Origin of the sequence: Salipaludibacillus agaradhaerens (assembly GCF_002019735.1) — a bacterium.
GTDB lineage: Bacteria > Bacillota > Bacilli > Bacillales > Salisediminibacteriaceae > Salipaludibacillus > Salipaludibacillus agaradhaerens.
On the sequence record NZ_KV917378.1, the window covers coordinates 3396229 to 3414002 of the forward strand.

Consider the following 17774-nt stretch of genomic DNA (forward strand, 5'->3'; position numbering starts at 1 on the left):
TAAGTGGGAGAGGGCCATACCTCCACTAATTGAAGGTTCGTTTTATGACGTTGTGAGCAGGCGAATTTAATAAATTTAGTGTGGAAGCCATGTTTGTTGTGAATATCTCTCCCAATAGAAATCTGGCTTCCTATGAACTTATCTATGAGAGTTCTTTTCATGGCCAAAGAGTCTAAATGAAAAAGTCAGCCTATAAAAGGCTGACTGGGGAATAGCTTATTAAACCATAACTTTGCATATATCATTAGTGAACTCAACAGGATCCTCAACGGGAAGGCCTTCAATGAGACGAGCTTGGTTATACAGGACATTTGTGTATAACTTAAGCTTTTCTTTATCGTTCGTTAAAGCGTGTTCTAGTGCTTTAAATATATCATGGTTGGCGTTAATTTCTAAGATTTTTTCAGCTTGGACGTTTTGGTTATCTGGCATAGCTTGAAGGACTTTCTCCATTTCAATAGTAACTTCTCCTTCAGTTGTTAGACAAACAGGATGGGATTTAAGGCGCTTAGAGATTCGCACATCGCTGACCTTATTTCCTAGAACTGTTTTCATCTCATCAAACAGTTCCTTATGTTCAGCTGGAGTATTGTCTTCAGCATCTTTTGTTTCCTCATCTGTATCAAGCCCTAAGTCCCCGCTAGACACATTCTTAAATTCTTTTTCATTATACTCACGAAGCATTTTAATCGCAAACTCATCCACATCTTCAGTGAAATAAAGGATTTCGTACCCTTTATCAGCCACCATCTCAGTTTGTGGCAATTTTTCAATCCGATCATAGGAATCCCCTGTAGCATAATAGATAAATTTTTGATCTTCAGGCATGCGATCAACATAATCAGAAAGAGAAACAAGCCCTTTTTTCGTAGATGAATAGAACATGAGTAAATCTTGCAAGTCATCTTTGTTAGCGCCAAAATCACTGTAGACACCGTATTTTAATTGACGACCAAAGGCATTATAAAATGTCTCGTATTTCTCGCGGTCATTCTTCATAAGTGTCTTAAGCTGTGATTTAATTTTAGATTTAATATTTTTTGCAATCGTTTTAAGTTGTCTGTCTTGCTGGAGGATCTCCCTTGAAATATTTAATGAAAGGTCTTCTGAATCAACCATTCCTTTAACGAAACTGAAGTAATCAGGAAGTAGCTCAGAGCATTTTTCCATAATCATAACGCCACTGGAATAAAGCTCAAGTCCTTTTTCGAACTCCTTCGAATAATAATCGAAAGGCATCGTTTCTGGTATAAATAAAATGGCATTGTAACGAATTGTCCCGTCCACATTAATGTGGATATGTGTCAGTGGTTTGTCGAAGCCATAACGTTTTTCTTGATAAAAATTATTGTAATCGTCATCAGTAAGTTCTGATTTATTTTTGCGCCAAATTGGTACCATGCTGTTAATTGTTTGCTCTTCTGAAACTTCTTCAGTTTCATTATCGTCGCTACCTTCTATTGGTTTATGGACAGTGACATCCATTTTTATTGGGTAGCGGATAAAATCAGAGTATTTTTTAACAATAGACTTTAGTTCATATTCTTCAAGGAACTGATCATAGTTTTCTTCGTCGGCATTTTCTTTCAACTTAATTGTAATCGTTGTTCCTGTATGTGATTTCTCTGCTTCTTCAATTGTATAGCCATCGACACCGTCAGATTCCCACACGAAAGCTGTTTCCTCACCAAAAGCTTTTGTTAAAACAGTCACAGAATCAGCTACCATAAACGCGGAATAAAAGCCTACACCAAATTGTCCGATAATGTCGTGCCCATCTTTCATTTCGTTTTCCTTCTTAAACGCAAATGAGCCACTTTCTGCAATGGTTCCAAGATTCTTCTCAAGTTCTTCTTTTGTCATTCCGATTCCTGTATCCTCAATTGTTAAGGTACGATCATCCTTGTTGGTAGTAAGTTTAATGTAAAAATTGTCTTTATCGAATGTAACTGAATCATTCGTTAATGCTTTATAATACATTTTGTCAATAGCATCGCTTGCATTAGAGATTAATTCACGGAGAAAAATCTCTTTTTGTGAGTATATGGAATTAACCATCATTTGCAGGAGGCGTCTTGACTCTGCTTTAAATTCTTTCTTTACCATCATCATGTCTCCCCTTTATATGTAGTTTGAAATCTTATGGATCAATGTTCCTCTAGTAAGGAGGTGTTAACTATTAGCACTCGTTGCTGGAGAGTGCTAATTCAATTTTTATTGTACTTAAAAATATTTAATTGTCAATATTCCTAGTCACAAATTCAGCAATAATTTGGTAAAAAACAGTGAGCATGCTGTGTATTTATAACTTACAAACTGATCGAAGCGAAAAATAATGTATACTAGAGGCATATCATTTAGCTAAAGAGAGGTATAAAAGATGTTTTGTCACAGGTGCGGGGAAGAACTCATGCCAACAGATACAAACTGTCCTACTTGTCGAGCGAAGCGCCGACCAGCTCGGAAGAATGTTTATCTCCTTATAAGTGTGTTCTTTTTGCTAGGAATAGGAGCTGGCATTTTAACTATATTGACTACTTCTCATTGGTCATCACCTGAGGAAGTGGTGTCCACATTTTTATATGAGCATGATAAAACGAGAGAACAGTTCACATTTCCAACTCCTTTTATTGTTAAAGAACGAGAAGAACCAAGAGACTTGACAGAAATGGTTGATGAAGCTCAAAGTTGTGTATATACAATTGTCACGCATAATGAGCAAGGATCGGGTTTTCTCTATAATGAACATGGTTTTGTAGTGACGAATGCCCATGTTATTGATGGAAATTCGACAGCGCTTATAACTACGAATGAAGGTAATGAATATGTAGCAATGGTGGAAGGTTTTTCTGAACATTTGGACATCGCCGTATTATATGTAGAAGAATTAGAAGGAATTGAACCTTTTCCTATAGATGAACATAACATTTTCCCCCCTGGTGAAGAAGTGATAGCTTTAGGAAGTCCGAATGGTGTTAGTAATTCGGCGACAATTGGTGAAATCACTCATTCGGAAAGAGATTTGGTCATTGGCCCTTACACCTATGAAGATATGTATGAAATGACGGCTAGTATTCAGGAAGGTAATAGTGGTGGACCACTTCTATCAAAAAATGCAGAAACATTCATCGGTATTAACGCTGCAAAAAATGTAAATAATCCATCAATTGGGTACAGTGTGCCACTTTATAAAGTTCGGGACATTATCGATGACATTATTTCTTATTAAGTCTATCTTCCCTTAAATGTTTGCCCTAGCTTAAGGCTTTTTTGTGAAGTAATAGCATCTAGCTATTGTATGAAAAGCCGAGCCAATAAGGAAACTGAGGTCCTTTAGAAAAAAAGTGGCCTTCACTAAATTATTATCTTAGCCATCATTCACTTCGAAATTATGGTATAATTAGGTAAATATTTTAGGGGAAGGGGTTATATATGACATCTAATGAAAAGGATTCTTTTAAAGCTGTTTCAGGAATGAAACCCCCTCATCGGCTTCGAAATCGGCTTCGAAAAAGTCATGTATTTATGACATGGTTCGAACGTATTTTTGCATTAGGAGTTTTGGGAACATTGATTTTTCTCATTGTTCATCCTGCCTATAGCGTGTTAGACTTCCCTACTGTATTTTTATGGCTATTTTTCCTCATTATATTTTCCACCACGTGGAACTGGAGTTTTTATTTAGGTTGGAATCAACGGTTTGATGGGAGAATGTGTTATGTGTTAGAAAATGAAGGACTGGCGATCTACTTTAATAAAAAAAAGCTAAAACTAATTCCTTATCGAGACATGAGACATGTAAGTGAATTGAGGGAACCATTAACGAACATGAAAAATGTCCAGCTATTTGGGGATAAATATTGGGTGACCCCGAGATTAAGCTCAGGTACGAGCCAACAATATCCGACCATTCTTGTTTTTTCGACTATGATTGATAAAGGTATTTTGATACAAATGACCTACGAAGCACTTTTAATCTCTCCGGAAAACCCTGATTTTTTTAAAAAGCGTCTTTCGCTAAAGATCTCTGAATGCAGTGTTAGTGAGCCTTCTACGAAAAATTCCTACACTCTTTATTAATTTTACACATATTTGAATGTTATAGACAATAGGCTCAGTAATAAGGATATTTTGAGCGGTTACGTGACCTCTGATGGAGGAGTAACCGCTTATTTTTTATGAGATGGTACTTTTGATGGTCATTTTATGGTATAAAATAATAGGATATGTCGTTAATTAATTTAGGAGGGGAAGAAATGACTACGTTTATCATAATAGGTTTAATAGTGGTGGCGGTTATATTATTAATCATGTCGTTTTATAAGGAAGATTCAAATCATGAAGTAGACCAAAAAATAGAAAACTTTTCTATAAGTTTAATGAAGGAAATGGAACACTTAGATAATAAATTAAAACAGCTTGAAAAAGTTGTTAAGGAAGAAAGACATGTGAAAGATCTTAATCATGTTGTACAGGATGCTGAGGCGATTAAGAAACAAATTGAAAGTCTATCAGCTGAAGGACACAATAATGAAGAGATTGCTCAAGCTGTACACTTGCCTATAGAAGAAGTTGAAAAAGTGATGGTAGAAGAAAAGAAAAGCGAGGTTGTATCAGGATGACGAGAAGCAAATTACGTAGTACAGCAGTAGGCATTCTCATTGCAACAATTGCTTTAGCACCTTTTATTATCTTCGCTGATGATAATAGTGATGCGGCAACAGATGAAGGGCAAGTGAATGAGGAGCAGCCAGACAAAGAAGATTCACATGAAGAGAATGGGTCTGAAGTACTTGTGACTGAGCAAGATATGCTTCAATATATTGAAGAGAATGATTTAGTCGCATTAACCGCTGCTAAATTTGAAGAGCTTCAAGAAGATATAGACCGTTTATCTGAGTTAGAAGACGAGTTGGCTGTCCTTCAAGAGGAGACTGAAGCTGCATCAGTAGATGATGAGGGAGAAGAGTCTACAAGTGACTCTGACGATGTACATCGGCTGTATTTAGTTATTGGTTCTGGTATGAGTGCAGGTGAAATCGCTAATGTCCTAGAAGAAACGAATATTATAAGCAGTGCTAGTGACTTTAGAGAATATATTGAGAATAACGATTTGGAATCAGCGATTAAATCTGGTCAATTTATGCTTGACAGTACAATGAGTGTGAGTGAAATCGTCGGGAAAATCACATAAAAATTGGGGATAGCGGCTGATCGTCACTGCGTGTGGCGAAGGATATCTCTCACTTAATGTAACTTTCGATAAAGGGATAGTTTTTCTGGGTATTGTTTTCTTAACAGACTGTCCAAGTCTTAACTAAATGAGTCGATTTCCGATTTTATAATGTTAGAAGTTAACTTTAAAACGAAATGATCATGTTGAAACGAGGCAATAGATTCTTTGTCTCGTTTTTTTTGCATCATAACGAGACTGTTAAAAGGCGTGTAATAAAAACATTACCTTTTTGTTAGATACCAATCTAATGCATTTTTATATAAAACTTTCTCAGCTTGTGAGGTTGATAAAGCGTTGTAAACTAATTCAATATCAGAATGATCATATGGTCGTTTAGCTCTTGTGGAAGGTAAATCAGTACCAAACATAAGAGCAGCAGGGTTGATAGCATAAATGGATTTTAATGTCTTCTCAATATCAAGGTCCCCTCTACCAAAACCTGTTGCCTTAACTCTCACCCCTTTATCTACTAAGTAAAAAAGGTGTTTGAGACCTTCTTTTGATAAACCTAAGTGATCGATTGAAACGGCCGGGAGACTTTCTAAAGTGGTGACTATTTCCGGCAAATATTTAGAATCAATATACAATTCTACATGCCAGCCTGCTAATTCATATATCCTCTTTGCAACATCATTTAATTTAGATAGGACGTCGTTTCCACTTCGTTGAACATTAAATCGAAGGGCTCTAACACCAACATTATTGAGTTCTAGAATGTCTTCACCTGAGATGCTATAAGGTAATTGTGTTACCCCAACGAAATTTTTTCCTAACGTCTGTAGTGCATCAATGAGGTAAGATTGGTCAAAGCCTTGAAAAGACCCTGAGACAACGGCTCCGCCAACAATTTGCAAATCATCAACTCTCTCCTTATAATCCTGACAAGTAAAAGGCTCAGGAAGAAAATCTTGATTTTTTATTAACGGAAATCGTGGGTCAATGATATGAAGGTGGGAGTCAAACATTTTTCTCATACATGATTCACATCCTCTTTTTAGTGACTAACTCTATATGTAAAATACTAACACAATATCGCCTTTTAAAAGGAATATACTCTTTGAATTGGCAGATTGCTTAAAAGCTGACTAAGCTTTTTATAGTCTTAACATAGTACTCAGGCTGAAAGGGGGCGTGTATAGATAAATCTCCTTTTCGGTCTGAGTACTGTTCAGTGGTAGGTCATATAGTAGTTTGATACACTTGAAGTAAATAACTAATCAGGAGTTGAGAGGATTGGGTGTACCATCTGTTGATCAAATAGTGAATGTCATTGAAAAGTTAGTTGAAATTCCAAGTCCATCAGGAAATACGAAAGAGGTTATCGCATTTGTTGAAAATTATTTGTCTCAATTCGATATAAATGTGAAACGAAATCATAAAGGGGCGCTTATAGCGACACTCCCTGGAAAGGATGATAAGAAGCATCGGATGCTTACGGCTCACGTGGATACACTAGGGGCGATGGTAAAGGAAATTAAGCCGAGCGGGCGTCTTAAATTAACGCCTATCGGAGGTTTTCGATTAAATGCGATTGAAGGGGAATACTGCACCATCCATACTTCTTCGAATGGTAAAGTATTTAACGGTACGATTCTCATGCATCAAACCTCAGTACATGTCTATAAAGATGCAGGAAAGGCTGAACGAAACACAGAAAATATTGAAGTAAGAATTGATGAAAAAGTTACTTCTGCTGAAGAGGTAAAGGAATTAGGCATCGAAGTGGGGGACTTTATTTCCTTTGATCCTCGCATCCAAGTGCTGGACAATGGCTTTATTAAGTCGCGGCATCTTGATGATAAGGCAAGTGTCGGCATTCTCCTTGAGCTGATAAAGAGTATGTCTCTCCAAAAAATAGAGTTACCGTATACGACACATTTTTTAATATCTAACAATGAAGAAATAGGCTATGGGGGAAACTCAAATATTCCTCCAGAAACAGCGGAATATCTAGCAGTTGACATGGGGGCGATAGGAGATGGACAGACAACCGATGAATATACCGTGTCAATTTGTGTGAAGGATGCAAGTGGTCCTTATCATCTTGGTTTACGACAACACCTTGTTCAATTAGCTAAAACCAACAATGTGAATTATAAATTGGACATTTACCCATATTATAATTCAGATGCTTCTGCTGCTATTCGCGCTGGACACGATATTATTCACGGATTAGTAGGACCGGGGATTGACTCTTCTCATGCTTATGAACGGACCCATACCTCATCCATTAAAGAAACGTCCACCTTGCTTTGGCATTATATTCAGTCACCGATGGTTGAGTAGCGATCTTTTCTCTTTAAGGGCACATGAAGATCTACTCTTTCGGAAAGTAACTATAATGTATATCAATTAATAAGGCGACCACGGTAGTGACTGTGGTCGCCTTGAATAATTTATAATGACATCCTATTGCTGGTGATAGATCCTCTGACGGAAAAAAAGGTCATTTCTCTCATGTATACGTCTACACTTGAATGTTTATTCGCCCAAAAATCTTCACTTGAAATCTATTTTCAAATATGTGCAAATTGTTTTAGAAAAGGGCGCTTAATAGAAGAAAGGAACTGAGTTACCAAGCAACTAGGTAACTCAGATAGGTGGTCTTTTCATCATATGAAGAATAATCACAAGAATAGAAAAAAGTATTATAAAGAAAAGCCAATGAGAATGATCCAATGCAAACAAAGGAGAATGGATTAGTGAGCTTGGACAGGCAATATCCCTTTCTTCACAAGGCGAGAGAAATTGAGGGGTGAAACAGGTTGACTAAATAAGTAACCTTGAACAAAATGACATTCCTCTTGCTTTAAAAACTTCAGCTGGTCGGTTGTTTCTACGCCTTCTGCGACTAAACTAATGCCGAGACCCTTGGCCATTCTTATAAGGGTTGAAATAATAATGCTGTCTTCCTTTTTTTGTGGAAGGTTAGCGATAAGTGATTTATCAATCTTTAAAGCATCAAGCTGAAATTTTAACAGATGGGTAAGTGACGAATAACCGACACCGAAATCATCTAACGAAATTCTAACACCTAATTGTTTCAAAGATTCTAGCCGTGAAAAAATAAGCTCAGAAGATTGGATAAGAGATGTTTCTGTAATTTCAATTTCAAACAGATGCGGTGGGATATGATAGTGAGTTAACGCCTGTTTGACTTTCGTAATCAAATCTACTTTTGTGAGATGGAGGGCTGAGATATTAACTGAAATAGGAATAAGAGGTAGCCCTTCGGATTCCCATTTTTGCATCTGCCTACAGACGTTCTCTATTACCCAGTCTCCGATATGACAAATGAGATCACTCTCTTCAGCTAAAGGGATAAACTCTCCTGGAGACACATGTCCTAATTTGGGATGCTCCCATCTTAATAAGGCTTCACCTCCAGTGAGGAGTTGTGTTTCTGGAGAAACCTTTGGCTGATACTCAATAAATAATTGGTTAGTTTGTAGTGCGTTACGTAAATCTTTCTCTAAAGAATAGCGGTGTTTCGATTCCGTCGTCATCGTTGAACAATACACTTTAAATGTATTTTTACCGCCGTTTTTGGCATGATATAAAGCCGTTTCTGAATTTTTCAAGAGATGCTCGAGATCTTTTCCGTGTTTTGGGAAAAGAGCAATGCCGATGCTTCCTGTAATATAGAGTTCATAATCTTTGATCTTAAAAACAGGGCGTAAACTTTCGAGGTATTTAGCAGCTTGATGTTTAGCTTCTGCAAGTTCACAGCTGGACAAGATCACTGCAAATTCATTCCCACTGATCCTTGAAATATAATAATCAGAATGAGAATGTTCTTTCAGACGACTGGCTGTATATTGTAGCAAGTCATCCCCAATTTCATAGCCGAGCATTTCATTAATATGTCTAAAGCGATCCAAGTCAACGTGAAAAATGGCAAAAGTATCGTTAGCCTGTTGCGCTAGAGTTATTTTCTTTTGAAGTGTTTCTTCAAAATGCAAGCGGTTCGGCAAACCTGTGATATGGTCATGATAAGCGATATGTAATAGCTTATTTTCCATTTCTTTACGACACGTAATATCTTGAATGATACCATCCAATCGAATAAGTTTGTTATGGGAATCTAATATCGGATAAGCTTTAAAATGGCCCCATCTCAGTTGGCCAGAAGCATGGTAAAATTGGTAATGAAAGGACGTTTGCTTACCATCTAGCAGGCGGTTAATTGCTGCTGTTACATGGTCTTTGTCTTTAGGATGAATTGTTTCCTTCCAAAGCTTATTAGGTCCGATTAAGTCTGATAGCTTCCATCCCGTAATCTCTTCAAAATCATTTGAGCAAAAAATGATTTTTTTGGTCGTCATATCGAGAGACCAAACGATCTCTTCTATTTGATTGTAAAGGTTCTCTGCTTGAATGTTTTTTTCTATAAGCTTATTTTTAATAGAATGATACTCTGTCGTGTCTTGAATCACCCCGGTTAAACATGCGCTCAACTGGTCACCTTTCTTAATCGGCTTTCCATGTATTCTAATATAGGCAATCGATCCATCGTGTCGTTTTATAGGACAAGAAACCTCTAGAATTCTTCCCTTAAAATATAAATTGTTGATAGATGATTTAAGATGTTTTAGATCTTGTTCTTTAAGAAGGTACTCATATTGCTCAAGCTCATTCATTGATGTAATCCGTTTCTTAATGCCTAATATTTTAGATACTTGTTTAGAGCAATAGAGTTTTTGTGTATGGGAATTATAATGCCATATGCCTCCCTTCACTATTTCTTGCAGTTCATTCAGATTATTTTTTATTTTCAGTAATTTAGAGCTATATTGTGTAATATCCTCAATATTTTTAGCTATACAAGCAAGCTTTTGAATCCCTTGCTCATTTACATAACTGGTGACGTACAAGATAACATGGATACTTGTCTTCTGTGGTGTCGTTATAATAGTGGAAATTGAACGACTGTCTTGACCTAACATTAAGGTTTTTATACTGTCAATTGTATTATTAACTAAGCTGCTATCAATAAATTGATAAAGTGAAAGACCTATGAGATCTTTTTTAGCGCCACCTAGTAACTTTTCAGCAGCCTTGTTTAAGCTAATAAATACGCCATCACTCTTAAGAATAAATGCTGCCTCAGGGTTTAAATCATAAAAAATCGAATAGTCGTCCTGACCTCTGTAAGTCGAAGTGTTTGTTATGGCCTTTCGGTGTTTATACTGTTTAAATCTCATCATGGCGGTAACTCCTTCCATAAATAAAGCATCTCAACGTATCCTTCATTAGATAGACTCAATGTAAGGGGTTGTTGCGATAATGATACAAAGTTCTTATTGCAGCAAATATAAAGTGGTCTACTCAATGGATGGAGAATGACAATGTCAAATTGATCTTTCAATAGCTTTGTTAAACACAAAGGAATAATAGTTTTGCTGAAAGAAGATGTTTACATGAGATCGAAAGCGTTAATATAAAACATAAGATATCCACATAGTACCATAATGTAAGTTGGATAGAGAACAGACCAAGCTATAAGTGTAACAAAATAGTAATCTTGTAAAGATTCTTTCATATTATTGAATTAGAAAGGATGTCTCATAAATGGGTGTGGAAAACAAGTTGGATAGATCATGGCATAATATAGACCCTGATGATGTTTTGACAAGCTTTGAGACCGATGACATGAATGGATTAACGTCTGACATGGTTAGTGAAAGATTGAACAAATATGGTGAGAATGCCTTACCTGAAAAGCAATCAGAAAATAGGTTTATTAAATTTTTGAAACATTTTAATGATGTTCTTATTTATGTCTTGTTGGTGGCAGCTTTCGTTACAGGTTTCCTTGGTCACTATATCGATACTATCGTTATTGTGTTAGTGGCTGTTATTAATGCAGTGATCGGTTATTTTCAAGAAAGCAAGGCTGAAAAAGCATTAGAAGGTATAAAAAATATGCTCTCTTTAGAAGCAAACGTACTCAGAGATGGTGAAAAACAGATCATTCATGCAGATGAACTTGTGCCAGGAGACATTGTCTACTTAAATTCTGGTGATAAAGTACCTGCTGATCTCCGTTTATTATCAGCTAATCAATTAAAAACTGAAGAAGCGGCTTTGACAGGTGAATCAACGTCAACAGAAAAAAGCATTGATACATTAGACGAAGAGACAGTTCTAGGTGATCGGTTAAACATGGCATTTTCCGGAACCGCAGTTACCTCAGGTAGTGGACATGGTGTTGTGATAGCTACGGGAACACATACTGAAATTGGAAAAATCAATGAGTCAATCAATGAAGTTGAGGAATTGAAAACCCCGCTTATGAAGCAGACAGACCGTTTTGGTAAAACAGTCGCTGTTTTTATTCTCGCAGCCTCAGGGCTTATTTACTTGTTTGGTATTTACTTAAGGGATTATGGCGCTGCTGAACTGCTTCTTTCTATCATTGGATTGGCCGTTGCGGCTATACCTGAAGGTTTGCCAGCCATTATCTCGATTATTCTTGCCCTTGGAGTCCAAACGATGGCGAATAGAAAAGCCATTGTGCGGAATTTGCCGTCAGTGGAGACATTAGGAGCTGTATCAGTTATATGTTCAGACAAAACGGGAACCTTAACGAAAAATGAAATGACCGTCACGTCTGTCAGTACTATAGAACATGATTACAAGGTAACAGGTACAGGATATGCACCAGAAGGGGAAATTAAACAGCATGATCAAGAAGTGGACGTGAATGATCATCCTGCGTTAAGAGAGCTATTGATGGTCATGAAAACGTGTAACACAGCTTCTTTAAAACAAGAGGATGGAAGTTGGTATGTGGTAGGTGAGCCGACAGAAGGATGTTTGTTAACATTAGCTGAAAAGGCAGATAATCATATTCCTAGAGGTGACATATTATCGACGATCCCCTTTGATTCTGACTATAAATATATGGCTGTTTTAACGGAAAATGATGAAGGGAAATATATTTATATTAAAGGGGCTCCTGATCGCCTTTTCCAAATGGCTGAAGCAAGTGATGACAATTTTGATAGAGATATTTGGGAAGAGAAAGTAAAAGCGCGCACAACAAAGGGAGAAAGGGTACTAAGTGCTGCGTATAAAAAAGTTTCTGATAATGTGACTAAAATACATCATGAGGACTTGGACGAGGGCGTTATATTTCTAGGGTTGACAGGTATTATTGATCCGCCTCGTGAAGAAGCGATTAAGGCGATTGAAGAGTGTGCAAAAGCAGGAATAAACGTGAAAATGATTACAGGAGACCATAAAGATACTGCATTAGCCATTGGCGAAAAAATGGGGATAGGAGATGGTGAGAAGGGTCTTGAAGGAAAAGAGATAGATGCTATGTCAGACGAAGAATTGTCAGAGGCGATAATGACTTATGATGTGTTTGCACGCACAAGTCCTGATAATAAATTACGTATTGTTAAAGCTTTGCAAAACCATGATAAAATTGCGGCCATGACTGGAGATGGGGTTAATGATGCCCCAGCATTAAAGCGAGCTGATATTGGTGTAGCAATGGGGATAAAAGGGACAGAGGTGGCTAAGGAATCGTCTCAAATGATTCTTACAGATGATAATTTCGAAACAATCGTCGGTGCAGTAGAAGAAGGGCGTCGCGTTTATGCAAACTTAAAAAAGACCATTCTATTCATTTTACCGACTAATGGGGCTCAATCTTTTCTCATTATGGCCAGTATCCTTCTCGGCACGATGATGCCCCTTACACCAATCCAAATATTGTGGGTAAATATGGTCATCGCCATAACAGTATCGTTAGCTCTTGCCTTTGAGCCTGTGGAAGCGGGAGCCATGAGACGTCCTCCACGACCGGTTAAAACACCATTGCTGACCTCCTATTACATTTTTCGAATCATTTTCGTTTCCCTGTTAATTGGAGGAGGTACATTACTTTTAAATGTAGAATTGCTAAGTCGTGGTATTGATAACAATATGATTAATAGCGTGCTTTTGCACACCATCGTCATGATGCAAATGTTTCATTTGTTTAATTGTAGGAATGAATTAAGCATTGCTTTTGATAAAAATTTCTTCAAAAATAAAATTGCTTTTCTCGTATCAGGCGTTCTTATCTTGTTACAACTCGCTTTGTTGTATTTACCATTTATGAATGTGGCATTCGGTACGCAGCCATTGGACATCATCTATTGGATTGTGCCAATTTTAATGGGCATGACAGTATTTGTTATCATTGAAATAGAAAAAGCGATTACACGATATCTTCTACAAAGACGAGATGAATGACAAGTTGATTATTAGTAAAAAGCCCATTCACTTTAGGGATTGGGCTTTTTACGTGATGCCGCAGGCTCATGATGTAGACATGTTTTTTTAGCTGATATGTTTGTATAAGTTTTGTTAATTAACATGTCTCGTAGAGAGGGAGATGTGGAGGGCCACACCATTAAGCTTTTGTAGCTTAGCTGACAGGAAAATGGTTTACCTTTATATTTTATCTCTTCGAATTCAGGCTTAATATATTTTTTTATGCCTGGAGAGATAAATGAGTGATACATATTGACGGCAATAGGCAGTGTTTTTTCCAAGCGAACTTTTTCATAATCAAAAATAATGCCATTTCCCTTTCCTAATAGTTCAAAGACGCCTCTCATATCGATCGGCCCTCTCATGACAAAAATAATAGGGTTTTGTATTAAATCAAGGATATTCATTTCTTTTAATTCATTTTGCCTTTTTACTGGATAAGATGTTAAATAGACGAAATGTAAAGATTGAGGTTTGCCCATCGAATGTAAATATCGTCTCATGATGTATCCCTCCTATTCTAATAAATAGTCATAATGACCTAATTTAATTTAATAATATTAGTTTATATACTCATTTTTTATATTACTCGATCTATTATATATGAAAAAGAGGTACAAATGTCTAATACCTTTTTACTTGTTTTGAGGAAATTTATATTAATAAGCACTACTTGAATAGAAATGGTTAGAGGAAAACGTGGAAAATCCTCTATCAAAGGAGGTGAGTTATAAATGAAAAGATCAATTAAGGATTTTTATAATGTTATGTAGCGGTTGGTGTTTTTAAGTGGACGAAGTGACCGTTGTATATATTCGTCTTAAAGGTTAATGAGAGTTTTTAAAACGTTAGAACAAAGAGGGGGAAACAAGAAGATTTGACTTACGACTCTCTTATATAAGAAAGAGAAAAAAGCTGTTACTTGATATATAAATATATGTTAAATATAACATACTTTAGTCCCTATTATTTGTGAGGTAATCGTGATAAGTTGAAGAGAAATTTACCATACTGACTTGAATTATGTTTAAAGATAAGGCCTTCTAAGTAGCTAGCTGTCCCTTTGAAACCCTCTATAAATAGACAAAAAAGTTAGAAAAAATTGATTAAACCGCATATTGTTTGGTACTATTAAACATAATCTCACGGGATTCTTTGTTGTGAGTGGGACAGTTTATGTCAAAGATGACACAAATTGTCCCACTTACAATGACATTAAGTGCGGGATTTTTAACTTGAAGGATTTTCTGACATTATAACAGGAAAGCTAAAGGTGCGAGTCTTACAAAGTTATACGGCAGCCACATTCAATTGCACTTCTCAGCATGCATTGTGTCATGCGCTTACAAAATCACTTACTAATCTAAGTAAGTGAGGTTTTTATACAGGAGGATGATAAAATGGTTGACAGAAAAGACCCAAACGCTCGTTTAAGAAATGATGTAAAAAAGCTTGGCAACATTTTAGGACAGGTTTTAACTAATCATGGAGGAGAAGAGCTTTTCCAAGCTGTTGAGGAAATCCGAGAGATGGCAAAAGGTTTACGTGAAGAGTTTAATCAATCACAATATGAAGGGTTAAAAGAGAAAATTAATGGGTTGCAATCTCCAGCGAGACAAGATGTGATTCGAGCCTTCTCAACTTACTTTCATCTCGTTAATATTGCAGAACAAAACCATCGTATTCGACGTTCACGACAGTATCGCATGCATGAAGATGGTACAATACAGCCCATTTCAATTGAAAGTGCTGTAAAAACGTTAAAAGATGACAATCATACGCCAGAAGTCATTCAACAAATTTTAGATGATTTGTCCATAGAGCTCATTATGACTGCTCATCCTACAGAAGCTTCTAAGAGAACGGTATTGGAAATTCAAAAGCGAATCTCACAGATCTTACAAGAATTAGACAGCCCACTCCCAACTCGTAAAGAACGAGATGACTTAGAAGAAAGTCTTGTCAATGAAGTAACGGCTTTATGGCAGACCGATGAATTGCGGCACAGAAAACCATCTGTTATTGGCGAGGTAAAAAATGGCCTTTACTATTTTGATCAAACACTGTTTGATGTATTACCTGCGATTCATACAGAATTAGAAGATCAACTGGATGACTATTTTCCTGGTAACCAGTGGCGTGTCCCGAATTTTCTCTTTTTCGGTTCTTGGATTGGGGGGGACAGGGATGGCAATCCATTTGTAACCCCTGAAGTAACGTGGGAAACGTTAAAGCTTCAGCGAGAATTAGCTTTAAAAAAATATGAGGAAGCATTAATTGATCTTATGAGACGCTTCAGTCATTCCTCAGCACGTGTAAAAATTGACGAAACGTTAATCTCAACAGTGGAGAAAGAAGAGAAGACCTATTTGAAGAAAACGGAAACTTGGCCGATTAAGTCTGAAATATACCGTCGTAAATTTGCTATTATACTAAAGCGACTTCGTCAAGTAGGTCATTCCAAAAATGGCTATTCCGAAGCGGAAGATTTGCTAGCAGATTTACAACTTATCGAAAAAAGTGCCCTAAGCCACCAGCAACAAGGTCATAAGCTGAAAAAGTTGGCTAAGTTAATTAGACAAGTAGAATTATTCGGCTTTCATCTTGCCACATTAGATGTGAGAAACCATAGCGGTGAACACGAAGTAGCTATTGCGGAAATGCTTAAAGTTGTTAAGATATGCGATAACTATGCTTCTCTTTCCGAAGATGAGAAGTTGTCAATATTGCAACAAGTATTAGAAGATCCTCGGCCGCTCATGCTGTTAAATGAAGATTATTCAGAGGAAACACAAGAAATCTTTAAAGTTTTCAAACTCATTAAAGAAGCGCATGAGGAATTTGGTCACCGAGCAATAGAAGTCTATCTCGTTAGTATGACGAAATCTTCAAGTGACTTGCTTGAAGTGCTTGTTCTTGCAAAAGAAGCAGGAATTTATAAGCTTCATGCCGATGGGACGGTGGAGAGTAACATCACTGTGGCACCACTTTTAGAAACGATTGATGATCTCATTGCTGGTCCGAAAATAATGAAACGATTATTTAATATGGATGTTTATCGCCATCACATCCGTGAACGAGGAGATCATCAAGAAATCATGCTTGGCTACTCCGATGGGAGTAAAGATGGCGGAACGTTAACAGCTAATTGGAAATTATTTAAAGCTCAACAGGAAATTCATGATATGGCGCGGGAATTTGATATCGGTCTAAAGTTTTTCCATGGTCGAGGCGGGTCCTTAGGCCGTGGTGGCGGACCATTGAACAGAAGTATTGTGTCCCAGCCAGCAGAAACATTAGGAGACGGTGTAAAAATAACGGAGCAAGGAGAAGTTCTATCCTCCCGTTATTTATTAGGGGATATCGCTTTCCGTAATCTTGAGCAAGCAGCGTCAGCATTAATTTCCTCATCGTCAAAAGTTCATACTGAGACGGTTAAAGTAACAGGATTAAAGAAAGAATGGGAAGAAGCAATGGAAATTATTTCAGAACATTCCCTAAAAAAATATCAAGAGCTTGTATTTAATGATAAAGATTTCTTAACCTATTTTAAACAGACAACACCTTTAAATGAACTGAGAGAACTCAATATCGGTTCACGACCGATGGCGCGGAAAAATAGTGATAAATTCGAGAACTTAAGAGCGATTCCGTGGGTATTTGCATGGACGCAGTGCCGACAAAATATTCCTGCATGGTATGCTTCTGGTACTGGTTTAGTAGCATATGCTGCTAAAAGTGAGGATCACCTTAACGTCTTACAAAAAATGTACGCTGAATGGCCATTTTTCCATTCCACAATTAATAATCTTCAGATGGCGCTTATGAAAGCTGATTTACAAACGGCAGAGGAATACGTTGGATTAGTAGAAGATAAAGCGATCGGTGAACGTATTTTTAATGATATTAAGGATGAGTATCATCGTACAAGAGACATCCTATTGAAAATATCCCAAAATGTTGATTTACTGGGGCATACACCAACGATTCAAGAATCTGTGTATCGACGTAACCCTTATGTGGATCCGTTGAGCTATTTACAAGTGGATCTGATTAAAAAGATGAGAGATTCGAACGGGCAAAAATCAGATGAATTACTGACAGAAGTACTGCTCACCATTAGTGGTGTTGCTGCTGGACTCATGAATACAGGTTGATTTTGGGTCAATAACTAATAACAGATGCCCTTTTATGGGTATCTGTTATTTTGTATGTATAGCACAAGGGAGAGAAAATTCTCCAGTAATGACGAGTGCGAAAATCTGTT

11 protein-coding genes are annotated in these 17774 nt (G+C 37.0%); 7 read left to right on the forward strand and 4 right to left on the reverse strand.

Features of this window, described 5'->3' with window-relative positions; genetic code table 11:
* Positions 1-219: 219 nt before the first annotated feature.
* Positions 220-2106 carry a molecular chaperone HtpG gene (gene htpG, locus BK581_RS15695; RefSeq protein WP_078579973.1) on the reverse strand — a complete coding sequence of 629 codons (1887 nt, stop codon included), beginning with the start codon at positions 2104-2106 and terminating at the stop codon, positions 220-222.
* A gap of 304 nt (positions 2107-2410) precedes the next feature.
* Here htpG and BK581_RS15700 point away from each other — a divergent pair, with 304 nt between their 5' ends.
* The 4 genes from BK581_RS15700 (at position 2411) to BK581_RS15715 (ending at position 5194) form a co-directional block, all read left to right on the forward strand.
* Complete coding sequence (locus BK581_RS15700) at positions 2411-3229, forward strand: S1C family serine protease (RefSeq protein ID WP_169837749.1); 819 nt, start codon at positions 2411-2413, stop codon at positions 3227-3229.
* Positions 3230-3432: 203 nt separating this feature from the next.
* The gene (locus BK581_RS15705) at positions 3433-4080 is read left to right on the forward strand and encodes a PH domain-containing protein (RefSeq protein WP_078579051.1); all 648 of its coding nucleotides are present in this window, start codon (positions 3433-3435) and stop codon (positions 4078-4080) included.
* Positions 4081-4256: 176 nt separating this feature from the next.
* The gene (locus BK581_RS15710; protein ID WP_078579052.1) at positions 4257-4622 is read left to right on the forward strand and encodes a hypothetical protein; all 366 of its coding nucleotides are present in this window, start codon (positions 4257-4259) and stop codon (positions 4620-4622) included.
* Complete coding sequence (locus tag BK581_RS15715) at positions 4619-5194, forward strand: hypothetical protein (protein ID WP_078579053.1); 576 nt, start codon at positions 4619-4621, stop codon at positions 5192-5194. Before BK581_RS15710 ends, BK581_RS15715 begins: the two co-directional genes overlap by 4 nt.
* Before the next feature lie 263 nt (positions 5195-5457).
* On the opposite strand, the gene BK581_RS15720 is transcribed toward BK581_RS15715, so the two are convergent.
* Positions 5458-6210: an amidohydrolase family protein gene (locus tag BK581_RS15720; RefSeq protein ID WP_078579054.1), complete on the reverse strand. Its 753-nt coding sequence runs from the start codon at positions 6208-6210 to the stop codon at positions 5458-5460.
* A gap of 259 nt (positions 6211-6469) precedes the next feature.
* Between BK581_RS15720 and BK581_RS15725 the strand changes: the two genes are divergently transcribed.
* Positions 6470-7522, forward strand: a complete 1053-nt coding sequence (locus BK581_RS15725) for a M42 family metallopeptidase (RefSeq protein WP_078579055.1) — start codon at positions 6470-6472, stop codon at positions 7520-7522.
* A gap of 413 nt (positions 7523-7935) precedes the next feature.
* Here BK581_RS15725 and BK581_RS15730 read toward each other — a convergent pair whose 3' ends face one another.
* Complete coding sequence (locus BK581_RS15730) at positions 7936-10443, reverse strand: bifunctional diguanylate cyclase/phosphodiesterase (protein WP_169837751.1); 2508 nt, start codon at positions 10441-10443, stop codon at positions 7936-7938.
* A 364-nt stretch (positions 10444-10807) separates the two neighbouring features.
* Between BK581_RS15730 and BK581_RS15735 the strand changes: the two genes are divergently transcribed.
* Positions 10808-13486: a cation-transporting P-type ATPase gene (locus tag BK581_RS15735; protein WP_078579057.1), complete on the forward strand. Its 2679-nt coding sequence runs from the start codon at positions 10808-10810 to the stop codon at positions 13484-13486.
* Positions 13487-13518: 32 nt separating this feature from the next.
* Here BK581_RS15735 and BK581_RS15740 read toward each other — a convergent pair whose 3' ends face one another.
* Positions 13519-14010 carry a hypothetical protein gene (locus tag BK581_RS15740; protein ID WP_078579058.1) on the reverse strand — a complete coding sequence of 164 codons (492 nt, stop codon included), beginning with the start codon at positions 14008-14010 and terminating at the stop codon, positions 13519-13521.
* Positions 14011-14907: 897 nt separating this feature from the next.
* Between BK581_RS15740 and ppc the strand changes: the two genes are divergently transcribed.
* Positions 14908-17664: a phosphoenolpyruvate carboxylase gene (ppc, locus tag BK581_RS15745; RefSeq protein WP_078579059.1), complete on the forward strand. Its 2757-nt coding sequence runs from the start codon at positions 14908-14910 to the stop codon at positions 17662-17664.
* The last annotated feature ends 110 nt before the right edge of the window (positions 17665-17774 follow it).